The 23,682-nt window shown below is 39.1% G+C and carries 19 protein-coding genes; all 19 read right to left on the bottom strand.

What is annotated here, in order from left to right; genetic code table 11:
* Positions 1-9: 9 nt before the first annotated feature.
* The 19 genes from uvrB to IEU65_RS06900 all read right to left on the bottom strand — a co-directional run bounded on the left by uvrB (position 10) and on the right by IEU65_RS06900 (position 23,672).
* A complete protein-coding gene (gene uvrB / locus IEU65_RS06990; RefSeq protein WP_010279923.1) occupies positions 10-2,022 on the bottom strand; it encodes an excinuclease ABC subunit UvrB in 2,013 nt (670 codons plus the stop codon).
* Positions 2,023-2,125: 103 nt separating this feature from the next.
* Entirely contained in the window at positions 2,126-4,258 is a 2,133-nt protein-coding gene (locus IEU65_RS06985) for an LTA synthase family protein (RefSeq protein WP_010279926.1), read from the bottom strand.
* 49 nt (positions 4,259-4,307) lie between these two features.
* On the bottom strand, positions 4,308-4,571 hold the full coding sequence (locus tag IEU65_RS06980; RefSeq protein ID WP_010279928.1) for a YkuJ family protein: 264 nt from the start codon (positions 4,569-4,571) through the stop codon (positions 4,308-4,310).
* Between the two features lie 4 nt (positions 4,572-4,575).
* Positions 4,576-5,601: a lysylphosphatidylglycerol synthase transmembrane domain-containing protein gene (locus IEU65_RS06975; RefSeq protein ID WP_010279933.1), complete on the bottom strand. Its 1,026-nt coding sequence runs from the start codon at positions 5,599-5,601 to the stop codon at positions 4,576-4,578.
* Positions 5,602-5,610: 9 nt separating this feature from the next.
* The gene (locus tag IEU65_RS06970; protein WP_010279937.1) at positions 5,611-6,618 is read right to left on the bottom strand and encodes an LTA glycolipid anchor biosynthesis glycosyltransferase, IagA/BgsA family; all 1,008 of its coding nucleotides are present in this window, start codon (positions 6,616-6,618) and stop codon (positions 5,611-5,613) included.
* Positions 6,619-7,845 carry a glycosyltransferase family 4 protein gene (locus IEU65_RS06965; protein WP_010279940.1) on the bottom strand — a complete coding sequence of 409 codons (1,227 nt, stop codon included), beginning with the start codon at positions 7,843-7,845 and terminating at the stop codon, positions 6,619-6,621.
* Positions 7,846-8,018: 173 nt separating this feature from the next.
* Positions 8,019-9,800 (bottom strand): ABC transporter ATP-binding protein, encoded by a 1,782-nt coding sequence (locus IEU65_RS06960; protein WP_010279942.1) that lies wholly within the window; start codon positions 9,798-9,800, stop codon positions 8,019-8,021.
* Complete coding sequence (locus tag IEU65_RS06955) at positions 9,797-11,518, bottom strand: ABC transporter ATP-binding protein (RefSeq protein WP_010279944.1); 1,722 nt, start codon at positions 11,516-11,518, stop codon at positions 9,797-9,799. The genes IEU65_RS06960 and IEU65_RS06955 overlap by 4 nt, the downstream gene beginning before the upstream one ends.
* 172 nt (positions 11,519-11,690) lie before the next feature.
* A complete protein-coding gene (gtfA, locus tag IEU65_RS06950) occupies positions 11,691-13,163 on the bottom strand; it encodes a sucrose phosphorylase (RefSeq protein WP_010279952.1) in 1,473 nt (490 codons plus the stop codon).
* A 2-nt stretch (positions 13,164-13,165) separates the two neighbouring features.
* Positions 13,166-14,356, bottom strand: a complete 1,191-nt coding sequence (locus tag IEU65_RS06945; RefSeq protein ID WP_010279955.1) for an MFS transporter — start codon at positions 14,354-14,356, stop codon at positions 13,166-13,168.
* Between the two features lie 192 nt (positions 14,357-14,548).
* The gene (locus IEU65_RS06940; protein ID WP_010279960.1) at positions 14,549-15,208 is read right to left on the bottom strand and encodes a histidine phosphatase family protein; all 660 of its coding nucleotides are present in this window, start codon (positions 15,206-15,208) and stop codon (positions 14,549-14,551) included.
* 27 nt (positions 15,209-15,235) lie between these two features.
* Complete coding sequence (locus IEU65_RS06935) at positions 15,236-15,898, bottom strand: YfbR-like 5'-deoxynucleotidase (protein WP_010279964.1); 663 nt, start codon at positions 15,896-15,898, stop codon at positions 15,236-15,238.
* 3 nt (positions 15,899-15,901) lie between these two features.
* On the bottom strand, positions 15,902-18,454 hold the full coding sequence (gene mprF, locus IEU65_RS06930; protein ID WP_031941041.1) for a bifunctional lysylphosphatidylglycerol flippase/synthetase MprF: 2,553 nt from the start codon (positions 18,452-18,454) through the stop codon (positions 15,902-15,904).
* Entirely contained in the window at positions 18,441-19,175 is a 735-nt protein-coding gene (locus IEU65_RS06925) for an alpha/beta fold hydrolase (RefSeq protein ID WP_010279970.1), read from the bottom strand. Before IEU65_RS06925 ends, mprF begins: the two co-directional genes overlap by 14 nt.
* Before the next feature lie 57 nt (positions 19,176-19,232).
* Positions 19,233-19,598, bottom strand: a complete 366-nt coding sequence (gene yajC / locus IEU65_RS06920) for a preprotein translocase subunit YajC (protein ID WP_010279973.1) — start codon at positions 19,596-19,598, stop codon at positions 19,233-19,235.
* Between the two features lie 80 nt (positions 19,599-19,678).
* Entirely contained in the window at positions 19,679-20,899 is a 1,221-nt protein-coding gene (tgt, locus tag IEU65_RS06915) for a tRNA guanosine(34) transglycosylase Tgt (protein ID WP_010279975.1), read from the bottom strand.
* A 173-nt stretch (positions 20,900-21,072) separates the two neighbouring features.
* On the bottom strand, positions 21,073-21,747 hold the full coding sequence (gene rpiA, locus IEU65_RS06910; RefSeq protein WP_010279976.1) for a ribose-5-phosphate isomerase RpiA: 675 nt from the start codon (positions 21,745-21,747) through the stop codon (positions 21,073-21,075).
* The gene (gene rbsK / locus IEU65_RS06905) at positions 21,747-22,694 is read right to left on the bottom strand and encodes a ribokinase (RefSeq protein WP_147651035.1); all 948 of its coding nucleotides are present in this window, start codon (positions 22,692-22,694) and stop codon (positions 21,747-21,749) included. The genes rpiA and rbsK overlap by 1 nt, the downstream gene beginning before the upstream one ends.
* A gap of 21 nt (positions 22,695-22,715) precedes the next feature.
* Positions 22,716-23,672, bottom strand: a complete 957-nt coding sequence (locus IEU65_RS06900) for a D-ribose ABC transporter substrate-binding protein (RefSeq protein ID WP_010279981.1) — start codon at positions 23,670-23,672, stop codon at positions 22,716-22,718.
* Positions 23,673-23,682 lie beyond the last annotated feature (10 nt).

Below are 23,682 nucleotides of genomic sequence, written 5' to 3'. Positions count from 1 at the left end.
TGGTGTTGGTTAATGACCAGCACGTGTTTTTAATGTCATGACACTATCACGTAATTGAGCGGCTTCTTCAAAGTCCAGCGCTTTAGCAGCTGCTTTCATTTGTGCCGTCAAATTATCAATAATAGCCTGTTGCTCATCTGCTGGCAAATCATCAAATGCCACTTGCGTCAAATCAACTGCTTTGTCATCCGAAACAGCAGCATGCGTAATCGAAATCAGATCCCTAATTTCCTTTTTAATGGTCTTTGGCGTAATACCATGCGCTTCATTATATGCCATCTGTATCTCACGACGTCGACTAGTTTCTGCCATTGCCTCTGCCATCGACGCGGTGGTTTTATCGGCATACATGATGACATGACCATTTTCGTTACGTGCTGCACGACCAATGGTTTGAATCAATGAGCGTGGATTACGCAAAAAGCCTTCCTTATCCGCATCTAAAATAGCCACTAAGGACACTTCAGGCACGTCAATACCTTCACGTAACAAGTTAATGCCAATCAAAACATCATACTTCCCTAAACGTAAATCACGAATAATTTCCGTTCTCTCTAATGTCTTGATGTCAGCATGTAAGTAGGCAACTTTAATGCCCAAATCTTTCAAGTAATCAGTTAAATCTTCTGCCATTCGCTTAGTAAGCGTCGTAATGAAGACGCGTTCATCACATTTCGATCGCAAATTAATTTCACCCACTAAGTCATCAATTTGACCCATAACTGGGCGTACTTCAACCTCGGGATCGAGCAGACCGGTTGGGCGAATAATCTGCTGTGCAATATGCTCTGGTGTTACACGGTTCATTTCATAATCACCCGGTGTGGCTGACATGTAAATGATTTGATTCACATGTTGCTCAAATTCCGGTAGTGTCAATGGTCGATTATCTAAAGCACTTGGCAATCGAAAACCATAGTTAACCAATGTCTCCTTACGTGCCTTGTCACCATTAAACATGCCTCTCACCTGTGGCATTGTCACATGGCTTTCATCCACTACGATGAGAAAATCATCTGGGAAAAAATCTAGGAGTGTAAATGGTGGCTCTCCAGCTTGTCGACCATCCATCCAACGTGAATAGTTTTCTATACCACCAACAAATCCCATTTCTTCAAGCATTGCTAAATCATATTCCGTGCGCTGTTTAATCCGCTGTGCCTCGATTAATTTGCCTTCTTTTTCAAATTTTGTAACTTGTTCGTTCATTTCTTGGCGAATGCCTTCAAGGGCGACACGCATTTGATCGTCATCTGTCATAAAGTGCTTAGCAGGAAAAATAGCAACATGTTCACGTTCTGACACTGTTTCACCCGTTAAGGAATTAATTTCTCGAATACGATCAACTTCATCCCCAAAAAATTCTACGCGTAACGCCATCTCATCTTGTGAGGCTGGGAAAATCTCGACAACATCACCACGGACTCGGAAAGTACCACGATGAAAATCAATATCATTACGAGTAAATTGAACGTCAATCAGGTCACGCATCAGCTGGTCGCGACCATACTCATAGCCCACCCGTAAACTAATCACATGATCTTTATATTGATGTGGATCACCCAATCCAAAAATTGAACTGACAGAAGCCACTACAATGGTATCACGTCGTTCTAACAGTGCGCTTGTTGCTGAGTTACGCAATTTATCAATCTCATCATTGACAGCGGAATCTTTCTCAATAAAAGTATCAGAACTTGGTACATAAGCTTCCGGCTGATAATAATCATAGTAGGATACGAAATATTCAACAGCATTATTTGGAAAAAATTCTTTTAATTCGCTATAAAGTTGTCCTGCCAATGTTTTATTATGGCTGAGCACTAATGTTGGTCTTTGCGCATCCTTAATAACATTGGAAATAGTAAAAGTCTTACCGGTTCCCGTAGCGCCAAGTAGAATTTGTTCCTTTACATTATTATTTAAGCCACTGACTAGCTGCTCGATGGCTTGCGGCTGATCACCGGTTGGTTTATATTTGGAGACCACTTCAAATTCATGATCTGTTTGGTGTTCAATCATATTATTTTCTCTTTTCGTCACCTTGTCACTATTTTTTGAGACAATCTTGTTTCATTATATCAAAAAACGAACAAATGTTCTAGTTGAACCTTGTTCGCCATTCTTACTTATCTGAACTCTCATTTTTTAACTCAGGGGCATCTGTGACATAATCGCTTAATGTTGATTTTCCCTTATTTTGGGCCAAAATACTTGATGGATTACTCTTTTGCGCCTGTTTCAACGCTGCTAAACCAGCAGACTTCTTGTAATCATAATCTTTTTTGTTTACCGCATGGAAGTCTGACCGTGATGTATCAAATCGCAACAAATCACCAGTAATAACGTCATCTGAATAGCCAAGCACTTTCGTGGCATAATCGGACATCGTTTTAGCAACCTTTTTGAGTTGCTTATCCGAACTCTCTGTCACCTGCTGGCCTGTTTGTGTGTTGAAATATTGATTATTAAACTTGGTATAAGTTGGCGTGATCCAATCACCATCTCGGAAAACAACCTTGCCTTTATAATCACTCGATAACATATCTTGTCCAAACATAGTCATGCCATCATCTGGCACACCCAATAAGTCCAGCAAAGTTGGCATCATATCAATTTCACCACCATAGGTATGATCAATGCCACCTTTCAAACCTGTTGCATGAATCATAAATGGTACCTTTTGGAAATTAGCTAAATCGTAATTTGTCACCTTATCTTTGCCAAGTAATTGTGCAATTGCTGGCTGATGGTTCTCGGAAATACCATAGTGATCACCATAAAGCACAAACACTGAATTATTGTAGAGACCAACTTTCTTAAGGTATGCCATTAACTCACCAAAGGACTGATCCAAATAATGCGCGGTTTGAACATAACCATCAACCGTGTTATCTCCTGTTTTGGTAGCTGGAAAATCAATATTTTGCTTATCTAGATCGTATGGATAATGATTAGTAACTGTGATTAACTTTGCATAAAATGGTTGTGGTAATTGTTCAATATATTGCGCACTGTCCCTTAAGAATATCTTATCCTTCATACCGTAACCAACATTATAATTTGCTTTGTTGGCGTTAGGGTAATAAGATTTTGAAAAGAAATAATCATAGCCAAATGACTTGTAGGTATTGTCTCGGTTCCAAAAACTAGCAACATCCCCATGGAAAGCAGCCGTCGTATAACCACGTTGCCCCAAAATAGCTGGCAGTGACTCAAACGTATTATTAGTACCATATTTAACCATTGCGGAACCAGTTGCCAAACCAAACAATGAATTCTCTTGCATCATTTCGGCATCAGAAGTTTTACCTTGTCCCACTTGATTATAAAAGTTATCAAAACTCAACGTATTTTGGTCATGATAAAACTTATTCAAATTAGGCGTTACTTCTTGACCGTCAACTTTATAATCAATCAAAAATTGTTGGAATGACTCCAAATGAATCATAAAGACATTTTTGCCTTTTTGCGTGCCATAATATTGAATATTGTCTGGTAATTTTTGCGTTGCAACGAACTTTTTAACTTTTGCCAAATCGGTTGGCTTAGCACGCTTTCGACTTTCTGTCTGATTATAAGTTTGAACGGCATTGAACACAGCGTATTCATTCAACCCAAGATATTTAACAATGTAATTATTATCAAACGAACGCGTCAATAATCCTGAACGATTCGTTGACGCAATACCATAGTCAACAAACATTAAGATCACACCGAAAAGTGTTGTCAAAATGGCAAATTTTTTCTGAACACCCTTTCGATCAATTGTTAACTGCTTAAAGATGACCAGCGCAATCAAAATAATGATATCTATAAAAACTAAATAATCCGTCCAATGAATAATTGCAGCGATAGATTTACCAAGATTGTTCCCGGTTGAACTGCCCGACCCTAAAATTCCCATCGATAGAAAGTCAGAAAATTCTCGATAATACAACATGTTTGCAAACAGCCAAGCAGATTGAATTAAATTGAAAATAATCGCCAACCAGTAACTTAATGCGCCACGAAAATAGAGAGCGATACTAATAAAGATAATAGCCGTTGGAATTGGATTTAAAAACAACAAAAATTGCTGCGTTGCGCCTTCCGCACCCAAGTTAAAGTTCATATGATACTCGGCAAACATTTTCAGCCAAACCAACATCACATTCAGAATAAAAAACCAAACGATGGGCGCCGATGTATCCATCGTACGTTTTATTTGTCGCCACCATGTTTTAGGACTAGAAATTAATTTTAATAAACGTTTCATTGTCGTCAACGCACTCCTTGCTAAATTAAGAAAATTGCTTGGTGCTCTCCTAATAAATTAGTTTAAAATCATGTAGCACATCATAAACTTCAATCGCTACGAGGTCAATATCATCAAATTGGAATTGTCGCACCTCTCGATGTTCTCGAACTGTCCATATTTGTGTTAACTGGTCATAAGTGACCTGTAACGCTTCAATGCCAAATGCGTCAAAACGACGAATTTGAACAGCATTATCGGTTGAATCAATCATCGCTCGCAGTCGACTTAAGATTTGCTTCAAATCACTTGTATGACGTCCGTCATTGTCCATGTTCTTACCTCACATTTTTTCGTGCTGGTATTATATATGCAATGATACCAGCAAATATGCCAAAATAATACGTAATTAATCGCCAAATTAAAATGACTAGAATCAATGTTGCTGAATTTTTAACGAATGGTGAAAACAATAACTGAAAACTCAATTCCGCGCCACCAACGCCACCTGGAATAGGAAACAACGAAATCACCATAACAATCATGATGTTCATAGTGACTATCAACCAAGGATTTACCGACGCATAACCAAAGGCACGGATAACAAAATAAGGAATTAAATAAAAAACAATCAACTGCATCATTGTCAGTATTGATGAACCAACTAATGATTGCCAACTACTAATAACTCGTCGTGACTCTTCATGAAAGTTATCAATTTTTTGTTTTGTCGTTGCAATAACACTCTCAAACCGTTGCTTTGACATAATGCGCTTAAATAGTGGAGCTACAAAATCAACTAGACGTAAAGTCAAAGATGGCCAAAACATCACCAAGGCAATGCCCACAATAACAACCGCGTGAATAGCAATCGCAAATGGAATGAATGTCGCAAAGGTTGGCGCAACTTGTGAATAGATAAATGTATCTGCCGCAACATAACCCACTATAAAGAATAGCACGACAACAACTTGATAGACTAAAAATTTCATCAAAATGACAGACATTGCCCGACCAGATTCAACACCAGCTCTTGCTAAACCATACAATTGTGCTGGTTGTCCACCAGTTGCAAAAGGCGTCACGCCTGTACCCAATAAGTTCAATAAAGGCACTCGTAATAAAGCAAAAAAGGAAGTGTTTTTTCGGTCCGTTTTGTTCAATAACACTCTTGTTGCCGCGGCTTCAAAGGCAATTGAAACGATCATCATCAAGAGACCACCCACTAACCAACGCCAATCAAGATGTTTCAATGCTTCTTCAAGTTGCTTTCCTTTGCCACGTAATTCCCGCGTTAAAAAATAGATGACACCCGCGGTTAAAACGGTCACAATAATGATTGATAATCTATCGCGTTTTAACATTGTTAAGACTCACTTCCCCAATAAACTCGTGTAAACAGCTTTTAACTGTTGACCAATTTCCGGTAAATTACGAGCTTTTGCTAATTGATACCCCTCATCTCGCAAATCTGTTAATTCACCATTTAAAATTTGTTGCATTTTATTTTCAAACTCATCAAAATTGCGGGCTTTGTAACTATTTTTGCCATCTTGTAGCCAATTGTGATAAACCGGAATGTCGCGCACCAATACATTTTGCTTTGAAGCTAATGCTTCGAGCACAACAATACCTTCAGTTTCTTCATAGGATGGATATAAAAATAAATCAGCACCTTGAAAGGCACCACGAATCACATCACCAGTAATATAACCCGGAAAAATTAAATTTCGTGGATGATCGCCTTTAATGAGGCGACTAATTTTGCCCGGGACTAATCTCAAATCAGTATAACCAAACCAAATGAATACATATTCAGGGTGTCGCTTTGCTAATTCAACAAAATCCAAAATACCCTTTCGCTCAAAAAATAGTCCAACACTCATGACGACTTTCTGTTCATCCGATAGATCAAAGTAATCTCTGAATTGACGGATTTTTTCGTCATCGTGTGCATATTTTTCAAGAGCTATGCCATTTGATATTGGCATAATGGGTTGACTCAGACGATAGCCGCGCAAAAGTTGCTTAGAATAAGGTGTTGGCGTGATGATCGCATCAGCTTTGGAATACAACGAGACAAGATAACGCTTAAACAGAGGCGCAATCATATTAGAGCCAATAAATGAATTACGAAAATCTTCATAGGTAGAGTGACCATGATAAACCACTTTTTTCCCTGACTTATGCGCTTTATTAACCATGTGATGGCTCTCAACACCATAAGTGTTAATGTGCAAAATATCATAATCTGTTGACTTAGGGTCAGTTGTGACAACCACGTCAGTATGTGACAGCGCCTCTTGTTGCAACTTTAAGGCACGACCAATACCAGACTTTGCAATTAACTTTTGATTTTCAAAGTAAAGTAAAACTTTCAATTAATTTCTCCTAAATGGATTGCGTAAGATACGCTTCATATATCCCACCTCTTCATCATTGGGATACTCATCATCGACATCATCAGCATGGTAGTCGGCCAAAATATCTTGATAAAACGCTAAAACACGTTCCGCAAATTTTGTCGCATCAACATCTTTCATTTTGGCTTGACGTACTTGCTCATCTACCGACGAATTCGGGCGTTCAAGATATTTTTGAACCGCTGCTAACAATTCATCATAATCACTGACTAAGGTTCCAATCGCTTCATTATCAACTAAATTATCCAGATATGGGGAATGAATCGCCACAAAAGGACGATTGGCTGCCATGGCTTCAATAAATGTCAAACCTTGCGTTTCTGTGTCCGATGAACTGACGAATACATCTGCCATTTGGTAATAATCACCAATATCTTCGTGATTAACCATTCCTGTAAAAATAACTTTGTCATCTAATTCAAGCTCCGCAACTTGCTCAAACAAAGATTTTCTAGCCGGTCCATCACCGGCAATGACCAAACGCGCATCCGGCATCACTTGCAGCAACTCCGAAAACATCGAAATCGTCATAGCAACATTTTTTTCAAAAGCCAATCGACCCAAAGACAGAATAATTGGCTGTGTGTCATAAAAATGATAGTTTTGACGTAAATTAATCTGCGTGGCACGGTGTTTTGGTAAGGATACTCCTGTTGGTATGATACGCATTGGCGCTGTAATACCATAACGAATGAGTGTATCTTGCACTAATTTAGAAGGCGCAATGACACCAGCCATACCAATCATATAAGCCTTCATAATGCGACCCACACCATTTGGTCCAATCAGCATACCTTTAGCAAAATAATGCGTGTAATCTTCATACATCGTATGATACGTATGAACAGCCGGAATTTTGAGTTGTCGCGCCACAAATTTACCTAATAAACCGAGTGAAAATTCAGTTTGTGTGTGTACAATATCAAGCTGGACTGACTTAGCTATTTCAACCGCTTGAATTAGGCCACGAAAAGCCAAGCGTCGGTCTTTAAAGCCAAGATAGGGCACACTTGAAAAACGATAAATGTGTGGTTCAAATTTATTTTTGGGCACTTTTGGATCCGTCGAAGTAAATATGTATACCTGATGTCCTTGAGCTTCTAATGCCTCTTTTAAAGTTTTGATTGAGGTCGCAACCCCACTGACTTGTGGGAAATACGTGTCCGTAAACAAACCAATGTTCATTGTCTCCTCCAAAAATTAAACGCACGTTAAACGTGCATACGAAACGCAATAGTAATAGTATAACATTTTAAGCGTTTTCCTTCCAATAACGACCCGCTTTTTAGCAGTGATTATTATCATTTTTTCTTCTAATGAAAAGCCACTAATTTTTCGAAATTAGTGGCTAAAATTATTTATTCAAATACCATTTGATTATGATACAATTCGGCGTAAAAACCACCTTCAGCAACTAGTGCTTCGTGGGAACCTTCTTCAATAACTTGACCATCCTTCAAAACCACAATCTTATCTGCACCCAAAATTGTTTTCAAGCGATGTGCAATCACAAAACTGGTCCGTCCAGCAATGACATTATCCATTGCTGCTTGAATTCTTGCTTCTGTAACTGTATCAACGTTTGAGGTCGCTTCATCCAAAATTAAAAATGATGGATTTGTCAAAATTGTTCTTGCGATTGATAATAACTGTTTTTGACCCGTTGAAAATATCGAGTTTTCGTCGTCTACTTTGGTTTGATAAGCATCAGGCAAGGTCATAATAAAATCGTGAATGTTGGCTTGCTTAGCTGCATCAATCATCGCTTCATCACTAGCTTCAGGATCCCCAAATTTAATATTATCAGCAATTGTGCCACTAAATAACACAGAATCTTGTAACACAATGCCAACATGCTCCCGCAACGATTTGAGATCTAGGTCACGGACATCAACACCATCAAATGTAACAGCACCTCCTGTCACATCATAAAAGCGATTTAATAAATTCATCACTGTTGTCTTACCAGAACCAGTTGGTCCAACTAGTGCGACCATTTCACCTTTTTGAACATCAATTGAGACACCGTGCAAGATTTCTTTATTTTCTTGATAGGCAAAATGAATATCTTTTAATGTCACGTTTGATGATACACCAGTCAGTTTTTGACCATTGACTGGTGAGATTTCTTCTACTTGTTCATCAACATCACTCAAACGGCGGGCACCAGTAACAGCCAATTGAAGCATGTTGTAAATCGACGTAATTTGTGTAATCGGTTGATAATATTGCTGTGAATAATTAACGAAGACTACAATCAAGCCTAAGCCCACCGACTTATCCATACCATCATGCACAACCAACCACGAGCCAAAGAATATCACGATTGCCAAGTTAAGCAAAGATAGTCCTTGCATCAAAGGAAACAACATACCTGAGTATACTTGACCCCTAAAAGTTGCTTGTTTGACAGTTTCATTATGTGGGGCAAATCCAGCAATCGACTCCTTTTGCAGGCCTTGCGTAATAATGATTTTTTCACCGTTAATTTGCTCGTTGATGTAACCATTCATTTTACCAGTGGCATCTTGTTGTTGATCAATATAATGACGTGCACGACTAATGACAAACCACGCAACAATAATTGCAACAGGCGTTGAAGCCATCGTCACTAATGCAAGTTTCACATTTTGATTAAACATCATCAAGATAACACCGACAAACAAGGCAAATTGTGACAATAACTGGAAAATAGCTTGGTTCATCGCGTTGAAAATATTATCCAAGTCAGACGTAAACAATGACAAAATTTCACCGTCTCGATGCGTATCAAAATACTTAATTGTCATCCGTTGTAATTTGGCAAACAAACCAATTCGCATACGCCCAGAAGCTTCCGCACTAATACGACTGGAAATAAAACTTGAAATGAACATAGTAATTGCAGTCACAACGAAGAACAACATCATCAAGCCAAGCGCTTTGTAAAACGGCGTCATACTGGCAGTTTGCTGGGTCTGTGGATTCATATATTGACCAACATAATTAGCCAATTCAGTGATTGCTTGACCCATATAAACTGGCGCTTTCACTTCAAAGTAAATAGAAATAACTGTTACAACCGTCACAAAAGATAAACTAAGCCAATAGCGTTTAAGATATTTTGCGAAATAGACAATCGCGCGTTTAATATCAGTCATGCGTTCGCTCCTTTCGCTTTCTGTGTCTCGTAGATTTCAGTATAAATAGAAGATGTTTGCAATAATTCTTGATGTGACCCAATACCAACAAGTTGCCCTTCATCAAGCACCAAAATCCGATCTGCGTGTAATACGGAGCTAATTTTTTCAGCAATCACAAAAGTTGTGGTACCTTTCAAATCACGGTCAAGCGCTTCTTGCACTAGTTTTTCAGATCGCGCATCCAAGGCGGATGTTGAATCATCTAGAATCAAAATTTTAGGATTTCCGACCACGCCACGCGCAATTGAGAGTCGTTGTTTTTGACCACCGGAGAAATTGGCTGAACGTTCTTCAACCTCGTGTTCAAAGTTATCATCGTAACGGTTAACGAACTCCGCAGCTTGTGCAATTTCAGCAGCTTTTTGTAATTCTGTTTCGCTTGCGCCTTGATTACCTTGTCTTAAATTACCAGCGATTGTACCACTAAATAAGATAGCGCGTTGCAGTACATACGAAACAGCACGACGCAGTGATTTTTCATTCACGTGCTTCAAATTCACACCACCAACGGTCACTTCACCTGCTGATGGATCATACAAACGCGCAATCAATTGTGCTAAAGTCGTTTTCCCAGAACCAGTTGCACCAACGATACCAATCATTTCACCAGACTTAACATCAAACGAAATATTTTCTAAGGCAGGTTTTTGATCACCGGGATAAGTAAAGGCAACATTTTTGAATGAGACATCCCCGCTCAAGTCAAGGTCTTCCGCATTAGTATCGTATGTCAAATCAGGTTCAGTATCGAGCACTTCTTTGATACGCGCTAACGAGACAAATCCACGCGAAGCAAATGTTGACATCATGCCACCAATCATAATGGCAAAGAAAATCTGCATGAGATATGAAATAAATGATGTAATTGCAGCTAAATCACTTGGATGTTGGATAATGCCGCGACCAACAAATAACACGGCAGCACCAATTGCCACATAAGAAATTAACATAAACATGGGAATCATCGTTGAAAATAAATACCCAATCGTCGTGTTAACATGTGTTAATTCATCAGAATTTTCAGTAAAACGCGTTGTTTCATTTTGCTCTTGATTAAACGATTTTACTACTCGAACGCCCTGCAGGTTTTCTTTAGCCAATGTATTCGTTTTGTCAATCAACTTTTGAATACGTGTAAAAAATTTACCCATCTGCTTGAACACAATTTGTGATGATAGCGCAATCAAGATGACCATCAACACCACAATCCACCACAAACGTGGTAACGTCATCAACGCAAGGATGAAAGCCCCAACAAACAAAATAGGAATACGCGTCAATGATTGCAAAAACATCATGACAAGTTGTTGCACTTGGTTGACATCATTAGTCATCCGAACAACCAAGTTTCCTGCTGAGAATTTTTCGATATTACCAAATGAAAACGATTGAATTTTTTTGTATTCGTTTGCTCGAACGTCCGCTGCAATTGATTGTGAGACTTTTGCGGCGAAAATCGTATTGATAACACCAGCAACTAATCCAATCACTGCTAGTACCAATAATTGAATACCATATTGCATCACTTGACTTTGATTATCTGCAATAATTGCCTTCATGATATTCTGCAATAGTCGCGGTTGCCATAGCGACGCACCTGCCATGACAATCACCGCCAATATTGAAAACGTAATATCACGCCAATATGGTTTAGCATGGTCTTTTAAAATTTGCATGTCATTCCCTCTTTCAACACACTGTAATTGACAGCGCACAATTTTTAAAGCTTTTGAACAGTGAGTTTAGTATAAAATAAATTACTTTGTCTGTCAATATAATATTTCCCACTATCAGCAAAAAAACTGCTTCCCTCAGGAAACAGTTCTTAGAAATTGATTCAAATATAGTTTAGTTCTGAGTCAAATTATCACTGCTCATAACAGTTTGACCATTCTCAACGATTTCAAAAGTTTTGTTGGCCGCATCGGCTGTTAATACAGCTTTGTTTTGACCATTTTCATCTTGACGTGTCACCACAATTGTTGTATCAGTTGGCGTGTCAACTGTGATTGAGCCAGCCAAATCAAATGCAGGGCTTTCATTACGCCATGACAATAGCTTCAATAAGTTAGCAACAACTGGTCGCTTAACTTCTGACTTAACTTCTTCACGCGTATAGTAATGACGGTTAATATTACGACCTTCTTTAGTTGACTCCAAAAGCGCGATATCGTTTTCACCTGCCAACAAACCAACGTAATAAATTTGTGGAATTCCAGGCGCAAAGACTTGGAAGACACGACTCAACAAGTATGCTGCATCATCATTTCCCAATGCTGAATAATAAGTTGAGTTAATTTGGTAAATATCAAGGTTGTTGTATGAAGCAGATGAATATGTCTTTTTGACATTCGCGCCAACCTTGTAAAGTTGTTCAGAAGCGTAGTCAATTTCATCATCAGTTAGAATATCACGGGCATCAACGACACCAATACCATCATGCGTGTCCAATGTTGTGAATTGCTTCATTGGTGACATCTTCAACCACTTTGCCAATTGATTTGTCTTACCTGAATACAATGTGTAAAGCGTTGTCATTGGTAATGCAAAGTCATAGGTGAAGTAACCATGATCATTGATCTTTTTAGGGATTGAGTAATGTTCATGAATTTCTGGTAAAATTTCAGCCTTTAATGGTGTCAAAATTTCACGTACTTCATTCAAAGTGTCCCAGATTTCTGGCTCAACGAAGAAGTCATTTGTGTCAACTTTTTTAACTGCATACGCAAAGGCATCCAAACGAATCAAGTTAGCACCATGTTTTACCATGTCTTCAAGGGTTGTCTTAATAAATTCCTTGGCAATGGCTGAATTAACATCAATGTCAATTTGTTCTTCACCAAAAGTATTCCACAAGTTTTCTGTTGTGCCATCATCAAAAGTGATTTCTTGCGTTGGTGCCTTATCTTTACGCTTGTAAATTAAGTCAACATCGGCTTGTGTTGGACGGTTTTCGCCGGCCTTTGCCCAGAACTTTTCCCAACGAATAAAGAAATCTTTATACTTTGAATCGTCATGATTCTTCTTAAAATCTTGATACATCACTGATTCACGAGAAATATGGTTAATCATGAAGTCAAACATCAAATAGTATTCTTCACCCAATGCTTCGACATCTGCCCAATCACCAAATGCGGCATCAACACGAGTATAATCGGCTGGCGCAAAACCGCGATCACCTGTTGAAGGGAAGAAAGGCAACAAATGAACCCCACCAATCGCATCTCCAATATCTTCTTTCAAGACTTGATGAACATCTTTTAAGTTTTTGCCCAACGAATCAGCATAAGTGATCAACATTGCTTTGTTTTGAATTTCCATTATTATTTCTCCTGTTTTCTGCTAGTAATAACTGTAACGATTGCGATAATGAGCAGTACTAATCCCAAATAAGGAATTGTAGCATACGCTGATGCGGCAGCACTGCCACCACCGTGACCAATCAAGCTGGCAAAAGTCGCCACAAACATTGGTTCAACGAAGACCCCAACATTAAATCCAATCAAAATGATTGAAGTAATCAACGATTGACGCGCAACTGGTCCCAATTTTGGTAATTGATTAAAAATGAATGGTGAAATTAATTGTAGTGGGAAACCAATCAGTAGTACCCCTGCAATCAACATGATGAAATTGCCATGTGAAAAGGCCACTAAGAAGTTAGAGACTGCCATCAATACCAAACCAATTTGCAGTGTGAAGCGACCAAAAGTCGCCACAAACCAGCCATAAGTTACGCCACCAACTGTTGCAGCAATTAGCATCGCTGATAAGATTGGGGATGTATTATACCCTTCACCTTTTAATTCAGTTGCCATAAAAGGGAAGCTCAATTGGATGGCCATGTAATCAATCACTAAAAATGCAGCAAATAGTGTAAAGACAAGCACTAAGGGACTAATTCGCGTTATTTTTTCAACTGTTGTCTTTTCAGATTTTGACGATTGTAACGGCGTCATCTCTGAGGTATCAGGCACGCGTTTGATGAATAAGAATAAGATTGGAAAGGCAATCAAATAGACCAAAAATGTTGCGCGCCATCCAAACGCCAGTAACAAGCCGGCTAGCAAAGTCAAAACGGCTTGCCCCACTTGTTCAGCAGCTGCGCGATATCCTAGCATCGCCGCACGTGTTTTACCATTGTACATCACTGCAATCATAGAAACTGCCAATGAATTAAAAATACCTAACCCAGCACCCAGTATTGTCCGTGATGCTAATATGATCACGTACGAGTCAGTGAACATTGGCACAATACCAGCTAACCCTACTAATGTCACACCTAAAATGATAGTGTTCTTGTCACCTAGCTTTGCAGCTATAAAGCTGCTCAATAGGACAAAAACTGTCACCGTAATGGATGGTGTTGTTGCCAAAACCTGCGCCTCTGTCGATGAAATGTGCAATGCCTCAGTCATTTGTGGCAATGCCCCGTTAATAGCATACGCACTTGTCAAGACAAATGAAATGCCCAAAAACGCAATCTTAGTGAGCAGGCTATCTTGTTTAACCATGTTATCTCCTTCAATTATGATAATCACTTACCATAATATTGTAACCGGTTCCACTCTAAAATGTCAATCGTTTATCAAATTTTTGTGAAGAAAATAACAATGATGTTTTCAGAAACAATCGTGAAAACATCATGGCTAAAAGGTTTATTTTATTTGCTAGTAGAAGTAAAGAATTTTTAAATACATCTATTTTTAGATGAAATTAGTTTCCAAATCATTAAAATGAGTCACTCTCAAACCACTGTCATCCAAATCAAACACGGCAACAGCACCATTACGAGGACGCTGGGCGTCATTAAGATGAGCATAGTGTTGCGCCAAATTACCGATCAGTTGTCCATGAGTCACAATTAGAATATTATCGTTGGGTTGATGCTTGGCTTTCAAGTGGTCCAATGCCCCCGACATACGTTGCCAAAAATCAGCGGCAGTTTCGCCAATATGTTGCGGATCTACTTCATGAATTTTGTTCATGATAGCCGTCATATCATGTATTGACTCAGCAATCGCATCAGGCGTTTTTTCGCTAACATCGAATGCATCAGCGACAGCACCCCACATAATATCGTTGCTACCACCTTCAAAGCTCCCGAAAAAATATTCACGCCATTCAGGCATAAACTTCAACTGTGGCGTGGGATTATTGTTTTCAGCCAAGACAAACTCAGCCGTGTGGATAGCACGCGACGTATCTGAAGAATAAGCAGCATTGAATTTGACATTTTTTAGTCGTTGACCAGCCATTTTCCCATCTTTTTCACCTTTTTTAGTAAGTGGTGTATCAGCCCACCCTTGTACTTTGTTGAGTTGATTAAAGATGGTTTGCCCGTGACGTACAACATATAATTTCATTATATTTGCCTTTCTAAATGGTAAATTTTACTGTGTTGGCTTATTAACTTTCGCAGCGAAATCAGGTAGTAGACTTTTCGCTAGATCATATAACAATGCTTTGTGGATGAAAGTTTCGTGGAAAATGTCTGGTAAAATTTCAGTGGCTAAATACTTAACACTCGCCATCGATTGATACTCAGAAAGTGCTTCTAAACTGCTTTGGAAAATTGAAACATAGACTGGTTCTGGATTAAACTTTTCAAGTTCGCCATACGCTTCATACATCAGGTCAATTTTATCTGCAATGGACAAAATTTGTCCTTCAATGCTGTCGTCTTTACCTTCACCAAGCCTTCGTGTGTAAGCCGCTTGAAATTGTGTTGGGATTTCTGTTTTGATAAAATTTTCGGTCATTGAATCTTCTACGTCAGCTAACATCGACCGTAAGGTTGAGGTCGCATATTTCACGGGTGTTTTGATATCACCGATAAATCGTTCTGTGTAATCATGATTCAAGGCTTTTTCATAAACCGATTGCCAATTAATTTTGGCACCATTTTGTTCCTCAACATCCGCTAAAAACTGCGCGATTTGCGTCACTTTCCAAGAGTGCGCCGCTACGTTGTGGGGTTGATATTTGAAAAATCCCGGCGCGCGATTAATGAGCTCTAGTTGTGTCATGCCCATAAAATATTCATGCATTGGCATTGTTTAATTGCCCTCCTCATCCAAATTGTCTTTAGTATAACGCAAATCTATTTCTGGTGCATGAGCCACTCCCTTATTATCAACCTTCAGTAGTCCAATCATCACAGCAATAATGCTGCTTTTTCTCGAATAGGCAATGTACATTGCCTGCCACTTAGGAGAAAATTTATTTTTGTAGTGATGTAAGCCTTCAAAGGAATAAACTTTGGATCCGAATTGATAGACTAAGTTAGCTAATCGCTCGCGTCCAAAGCTTTGCCGATGAAGTCCAACATTGGCTAAGGGTGACATGCCTAAATTAAAAGTTTCATAGTTTTGCGACTTTGCATACTTGAAGACATTAACAAAGAGAACATCCATCACCCCATTAGGTGCTGAGGCGGTGAAGCGCATTAAGTCAACTGCCATCTGCTTTTCTGTGTGTGAAACCACCAATGAAGCAAACGCCTCAATGCGATCATCTTTTTCCAAAATGGCCACCTCGCCACGTTGCAAATAATTAGGGTCAAAAAAACCTAATGAGTAACCTTTTTCATCGCGACCAGCTAACCATTCATCACTAATTGCCTGCATTTGCGCAATGACGTCTGGACTGAATGGTGGTGTCAAAACTTTGAATTCAAAGCCAGCGCGACCAGCTTGATTCATTTCTGAACGAATATTCTGCATTTTTTTACCAGCCGTTGAAAAATCAGCAAGATTAACATGCGCCTCTTCACCTAGTTTGAAAAAGTCATAACCAAACTCATGAGCTAGCATCGCTACACGCTCACTGACCTCATAAAATACAGGTACGTAGCCGAGTCGATCAGCCGCCTCAACAAAATCTTGCATGGCTTCAGCAAAATAACGTGATTCCCCAAATGGATCACCCATCACCATAGCCTTATTATTGACTAATCTAAACTGTAAACCAACAACATCATGTTCCTCAACTTGATAAAAATAAAGTCGTTTATCGCCCAAAAAAATCAAGCTGGTATAATGGTTGTCACCAATTGATAAGATATCTTGTACACGCTTTTCATCAAATTCAGTGCCTAATGGCCGTTGTTTGGCATGCAAAAATTGTGCTAACAGCCAAACAGAAATCGCGACAATCGCTATCGTAATGGCTCCTAGCCACCACCAATGAATAGATGGTAAATGACCAACATGTGTGAAGTGACGATGAATACTTGGCACATGTATGAAGCCTAACATTAAGTAACCAGCAATCAGGGCGCCCCATATCACACCATCAATGGTTTGTTCTTCCCAAGCGTGTATAAACTGTGAGCGGTATAATGTTTTTTTGCTAAAAATAACTGCCATTAATACTAAGCCAATCAAAATCAGTGGCAATAGATGGCGATAGAAAAATAGCACATATACGACTGTCAGACTTAAAACAATAATAGTTGATTGATAAGCACGCGCTACACGATTAGCCACACCACGTGCGTTCATCAAAATTAAGAATCCTAATAGAATACTAGGCAATTGATTAGCCAATGCATAAGTAATCGGCCACAATCTAAGTTGGTTAAATAATGGTATTCGCTCAACGATTTGAGGCATCGTACCAGATAACACCAGTAAAATACCAGATAAATAAAGCGCGATCGTCACCAAACGATGTACCACGGCTTGCGCAACATAATGTGGCACGCCACGAAAATTATGATTAATTTGTTTTGATAGCCGGAAAAATAGCAAACCCAGCGCACTCAATAATGGTACTAAATTAAAGGTCACACGATACAAAATGAGCCAAATGACACCGTCAACACGAGATATACCAAACAAACTAATCAGCAATAAAACCGCCACTTCAAACGCGCCCCAAGTACCCGGCGCCATTGAAATCAGGGCAATTGTGCTAGCAATAACGAAGACAATTAAAATATTTAACCAGCTTAATTTAACATTAATGATAATGCCGATGATTAAAAACAAAATCATTTGCGCACTAACAGTAACCACAGCATTTAACATTAATTTGCCAGCAACTGGCCAAGTCAGTCTATCCCAAGCTTTCAAACGTGAACTCAATGATACTGCCAAAGCGGTAATCCCAACAATGATTAATATGGCCAACCAACCGATTTCATCGGAAAAATAGTGACTATGCCAAACTAACAAATCAAATAAAACTAATACTGCCGATAACAGTAAACCAGTTTGTCCCAAAAAATACATTTGTAAGAAGGGTTTCACGCCATTCTTACGCGCTTGGTCACTATAAAAAATGCGCCGTAACAACACGCTCAAGACACCAAAAAAACCAACGTTAAGGTTAATCACATTAATGAGCCATGAACGTTGTAATAACTCGCTATTACTCAGCTGATACCCCTGCCAGCGACTTAATAATTGGTCATTATATAAAGTTGGCAGCACCGCCAACAAACCCAGCAAAATCAAGATAGCAGCTTGCCACCATGCCACGTCGTTAATACTTGACCAAATTGCCTGCCAGGTAATTTCACGTGTCATAATGATTAGTTGTGTCACCAAAATCAAGGTAATGGTTGGAATAACCAATCGTAATAATAAGTGTTTAAATTTTTGCATCATTTCCCCCTATTAAAAACGGTGCCACCAATTGCGCAAACTTACGCGGGTTGGTGTAAGTAACAAAATGCCCATGTCCCTTTAAAATCATGACTTGCGCATGTGGCATTATTTCAGCAATATGCTCGATATGGCGACGCTTGACCAAATCAAACTCACCGATGACTAGCAATGTAGGAATGGTTAAATCTGACAATTGCTGACACGTAATATTGAGCGGTTCGCTCATCACATGTAATTGCTCATGACGCCGCTTAGCATAAGCACTGAAAGGTGCCATTGCCGCAGTCGCGACTTGTGCAACATTATCTCCCCACCAAAGAATTTTGTAGACGCCTTCTGAAGTCAAATTAGGCGCATTAAGTACCAAACGCGACACATGTTGCGGGTATTTTATGGCATATTTCATAGCGATGTTGGCGCCATCACTGTAACCCAAAATGACCACTTGATCAACGTGTAACGTCATACGAATTTGTTCAATGTCACTAATTAAATCAGTAATCTTAATATCCGTTTGTCTATTATTAGAGCGACCATGCCCTCTTGAGTCAATCGCAATGACATGTAAGTGTGCGGCATAGGTTGGCAATTGTCGCTTAAAATGACGCGCAGAACTACCGTTACCATGCAACAACAAAACAGTTGTTAGTGTGTCATTCCCATATTCATCATAAACAATTTTTGTACCATCCGACATGGTTAATGCATGTGTTTTCATATTTTCTCCAAAATAAAAGGAAGCTTTCGCTCCCTTTTATTATACCGTTAAGAAAATTTACTTGCTATCTGATGGCTTGTCAGTATCATCAGTAATCTTTTCTGTTTCTTCAACTGTTTCGGCTGGCTTCAAGTCATCAACTGTTGGCTTGTCTGCCACAGGCGCAACAGGGTTCTTGATTGTACGAATTGCTGACAATTCAAATGTCAAAATAACGCCTTCAGCGTCTAAATCAACAGTTTTTGCAGCGTTGTCGACGCTGTCCACAACGGCATGTAAGCCACCGATTGTGACAACTTCACTACCCTTTTGCAAGCTGCTTTGCATAGTTTGTTGTTGTTCACGTTGCTTTTTTTGTTGACGTGACATAAACCAAAACATTGCCACGATAATCACCAATGGCAAAATCAAATTCCAAGACATGTTATATCCTACTTTCTTCATTCTGTGAGCATATTTTGACTAAAGCCCACAATTTCACTAGTATCTCTATTGTACCAAATTTAAAAAAGACGTGCATTTGGTTTGTTGTAACCGTATTCTTCCATGACTGTCTCACGGAAAGCCAATAACTCATCGTTTTCAATCGCTGTGCGCATATCTTCCATGAATTGTAGCAGGAAGCGCAAATTGTGCTCTGAAGCTAATTGCGCCCCCAGTAACTCATTAGCGTTAAACAAGTGATGCAAGTATGAGCGTGTCAGATTTTGGAATGGGTTGTAATCTGGCAAATCATATTGTGCTAAGTTACCAAATTGATCACGACGAATTGGATTGGGTGAGTAATAGCTCAAATCTGGATCCAATGGCGTGAAATCATTTTTGTACTTTGAATTTTTGATGACGACACGACCAAAGCGTGTCATTAAGGTACCTTTACGACCAATTCGAGTGGGCAACACCGAGTCAAACATATCAACCCCACGAATAACGCCGTCAATCAACGAATCAGGTGCTGCCACGCCCATAAGATAGCGCGGCTTGTCTTCTGGCAACAGTGGCATAGTAAAATCAAGCACGCGGTTCATTTCTTTTTTAGATTCACCAACTGATAAACCACCAACTGCATAACCAGGCAAGTCCATGCCAACTAAGCCATTAGCAGACTCCGTACGCAATGCTTTAAAACCAGCGCCTTGGACAATACCAAACAGCGCTTGAGTGTCAGGATTTTTGTGGGCAACTTGCGCGCGTTCGGCCCAGCGTAATGACCGTTGCATTGATTCCTTAATATATTCATAAGTCTCAAAGTACGGAATGGCTTCGTCCAGTTGCATCATGACATCTGAACCCAAATTGTTCTGAATTCTCATCGCCACTTCAGGTGAGAGAAACATCTTGTCACCATTGACGTGGTTTTGGAAAGTGACGCCTTCTTCTTTGAGCTTACGAGCGTCAGCCAGTGAGAAGACTTGGAAGCCACCTGAATCAGTCAATATGGCTTGGTCCCAACCCATATATTTGTGTAAACCACCAGCTTGCGCGATTAACTCATCCCCAGGACGAACCCATAAGTGATAGGTATTGCTCAAAATAAATTGAGCCCCAATATCCTTTAATTCACGCGTGCCAACGCCTTTAACGGCTCCTTGTGTACCAACCGGCATGAACATTGGCGTCTCAAATGTGCCGTGCGGCGTGTGAATGCGGCCACGTCTTGCGCCAGTGTACTTCTCGGTATGCAGATGTTCATACCACACTGCCGGATGTTCTGATTTTGCCATGTTATTTCTCCATATTTAGCAAGCAACTTGCTAGAAATCAATTTTTTCAGTTAATTAGTTACTTTCCTATTGTACGTGAAAAATCCGAACATTGTCAAACATACAAGACAACAAAAAAGCAAGGCGCCGCCATGCTTTTTTTAAACAGTATTACAATAAAACTCTTTGTCACATCATTGCTTTCTATTGTGAGTGACAATTTGTTCACCACCAATAATGACAACATCTGCAATATTTATAAACAGACCATGTTCGACAACACCAACTTGGCTTTCTAAATATTCTGCTAATTCTTGAGGATTATCAATATAATGCAAATTCAAATCAATGATGTTGTGCCCTGTATCTGTCACAACTGGATTCCCGGCATTGTCAAGACGTAGAACCGGATGGTAACCCTTTTCTTCAAAGTTTTGAATCAACTTACCACTACCATATGAAATAATTTCAATAGGCAATGGAAATGATCCTAATACACTATGAACTTTGGTTTCATCTACAATCCAAATGTTAGTTTTAGAATTATTTGCGACAATTTTTTCCATTAATAATGCAGCACCACCACCTTTGATACCGTTCATGTAGGCATCTACTTCATCAGCACCATCAATGGTGACATCGATATGATCAACCATGTCAATATCAACGACTCTTATGCCCAAAGCACGACATTTTCTTGACGTATCTTTAGATGTTGTGACACCTGTGATATCTAGTTCTTTTTCAGAAATATAATCTAACAAAAAGCTAACAGTAGAGCCTGTGCCCAATCCAACAATCATACCGTCTTTAATGTAATCAAGGGCGGCTCTTGCTGCTTTTTGCTTAAAAAGATCTTGCTTTGTCATTATAATACCCTCGTATTATCATTATTTTTTTTAAACTGTTCCTCAATATCTTTACTGTTAGGAATAGATGCAATTGCACCTGCACGACTAACTGCAATCGAGCTAGCTAAACTACTTCGCAACAAAGTTTCTTCTAAGTTAGCATAATCAGCATGTAAGTTAGCAGCGATTGTACCAATAAATGTGTCTCCTGCTGCAGTAGTATCCAATGTCTGTACCTTAAAAATTGGTAAGAGCTGACTTTTGTTCAAAACCTTATAGTAAACGCCTTTATCACCCAACGTAATAATAACATTTTCTAATCCTTGCCCTTGCAATTTGTGATAAATAGTCTTTTCGATGACTGCCACTTCAGTTGTCGGATTTTCATTGGCTAGTGCAGCTGCTTCAGTTTCGTTTGGAACAATGAGATCAGTATAATTGATGAGTTCTTGATCTAATTGTTTTCTAACTGGAGCAGGATTCAAAACAGTCATTGCGCCTGCATTCTTGGCAATTTTAAAAGCTTCAATAACAGTTTCACTTGGGACTTCTAATTGTGCAACGACAATGTCTGCTTTCTCAATCACCTGTTTTGCATTTTGAATATCAGCAACATCTAGACGAGCGTTAGCTCCGCCATTTACTAAAATAGTATTATGCCCGTTTTCTTCTAATAAAATAACCGCCGAACCTGTACTTTGTTGTTTTGAAACAATATAATCCGTGTTGATATTTTCTTGACGTAACAATTTTTTAAAAGCGTCGCCGTTTTCATCATTACCCACAGCGCCAACAAACGTCACTTCTGATCCTTGTCTGGCTGCAGCAACTGCTTGATTTGCACCTTTTCCACCAAAACTTGTTACTTGTTCCCTGACAGACATAGTTTCTCCTTGCAGTGGCAAGCGGCCTATTTTTGTAATGAGATCTATGTTTAAACTTCCAATCACGACAACCTTGTTCATTATTTCAAACCTTTCAAATAGTTATTTATATTTATCCGCTACAATTAATTCTAGAGGTGATTTGATTTGACTTGATACTTTTTCGCCTTTGAAATATTTATATGCAGCTTGAACTGCTAATTTACCCATTTCTTTTGGTTTTTGAGCCACAGTAGCTGCCATCTGTCCTTTTTTGACTGCATTAATGCCATCAACAGAACCATCAAATCCAACAATAACGATATCAGGATTTGATTTTAGTGCTTGGACAGCACCTAAAGCCATTTCATCATTTTGAGAAAACAATCCTTTGATGTCAGGGTGAGCTTGAGCAATATTCTCAGCAGTATTTAAGCCTTCCGTACGATCAAAATTTGCAGTCTGTTTTGTCACAATATCTAAATGCCCTTTAGCAGTATTATCAAATCCAGCACCGCGTTCACGCGTAGCAGAAGCTCCTGGAGTCCCTTGCAACTCAGCAATTTTTGCTTTTTCTCCCAGTGTTTTAATCATAAAGTCAGCAGCCATTTTGCCACCCTCTTTTGAATCAGAAGCAACTAAGCTCAACACTTTTCCACCATCTGATGAACGATCAATTGTGATAACTGGAATACCAGCTTCATTAGCCGACTTCACTTCCGGTGTAATAGCTGAGGAATCAACTGGGTTAATGATTAATACATCAACTTTTTTTTGAATTAAATCTTCAACATCATTGCTCTGTTTATTAGTGCTATTTTGTCCATCGTAAACCTGAACTTTTGATCCAGATTTTTTAGCTGTTTCTGTAACGCCCTGTTTGATAGAAATAAAGAAAGGATTATTGAGAGTAGAGAGAGAAACACCAATTTTTAATTCACTCGGTTTCTTGTGCTGCAAAACCGTATTCGTTTGAAAGGGATTGCTGATAGAGAACACGGCTCGACCGGAAACAACGAACACAATAGCGTAAATCAGTGCTAAAGCACCAACAGCAATACCTAATATTTTCTTTGTCATAATAATTTAA

Source organism: Leuconostoc pseudomesenteroides KCTC 3652, from assembly GCF_014634745.1.
Classification (GTDB): Bacteria; Bacillota; Bacilli; order Lactobacillales; family Lactobacillaceae; genus Leuconostoc; species Leuconostoc pseudomesenteroides.
The sequence above is the reverse complement of the archived record's forward strand: the minus strand, read 5'-3'. Positions and strand labels throughout refer to the sequence as shown.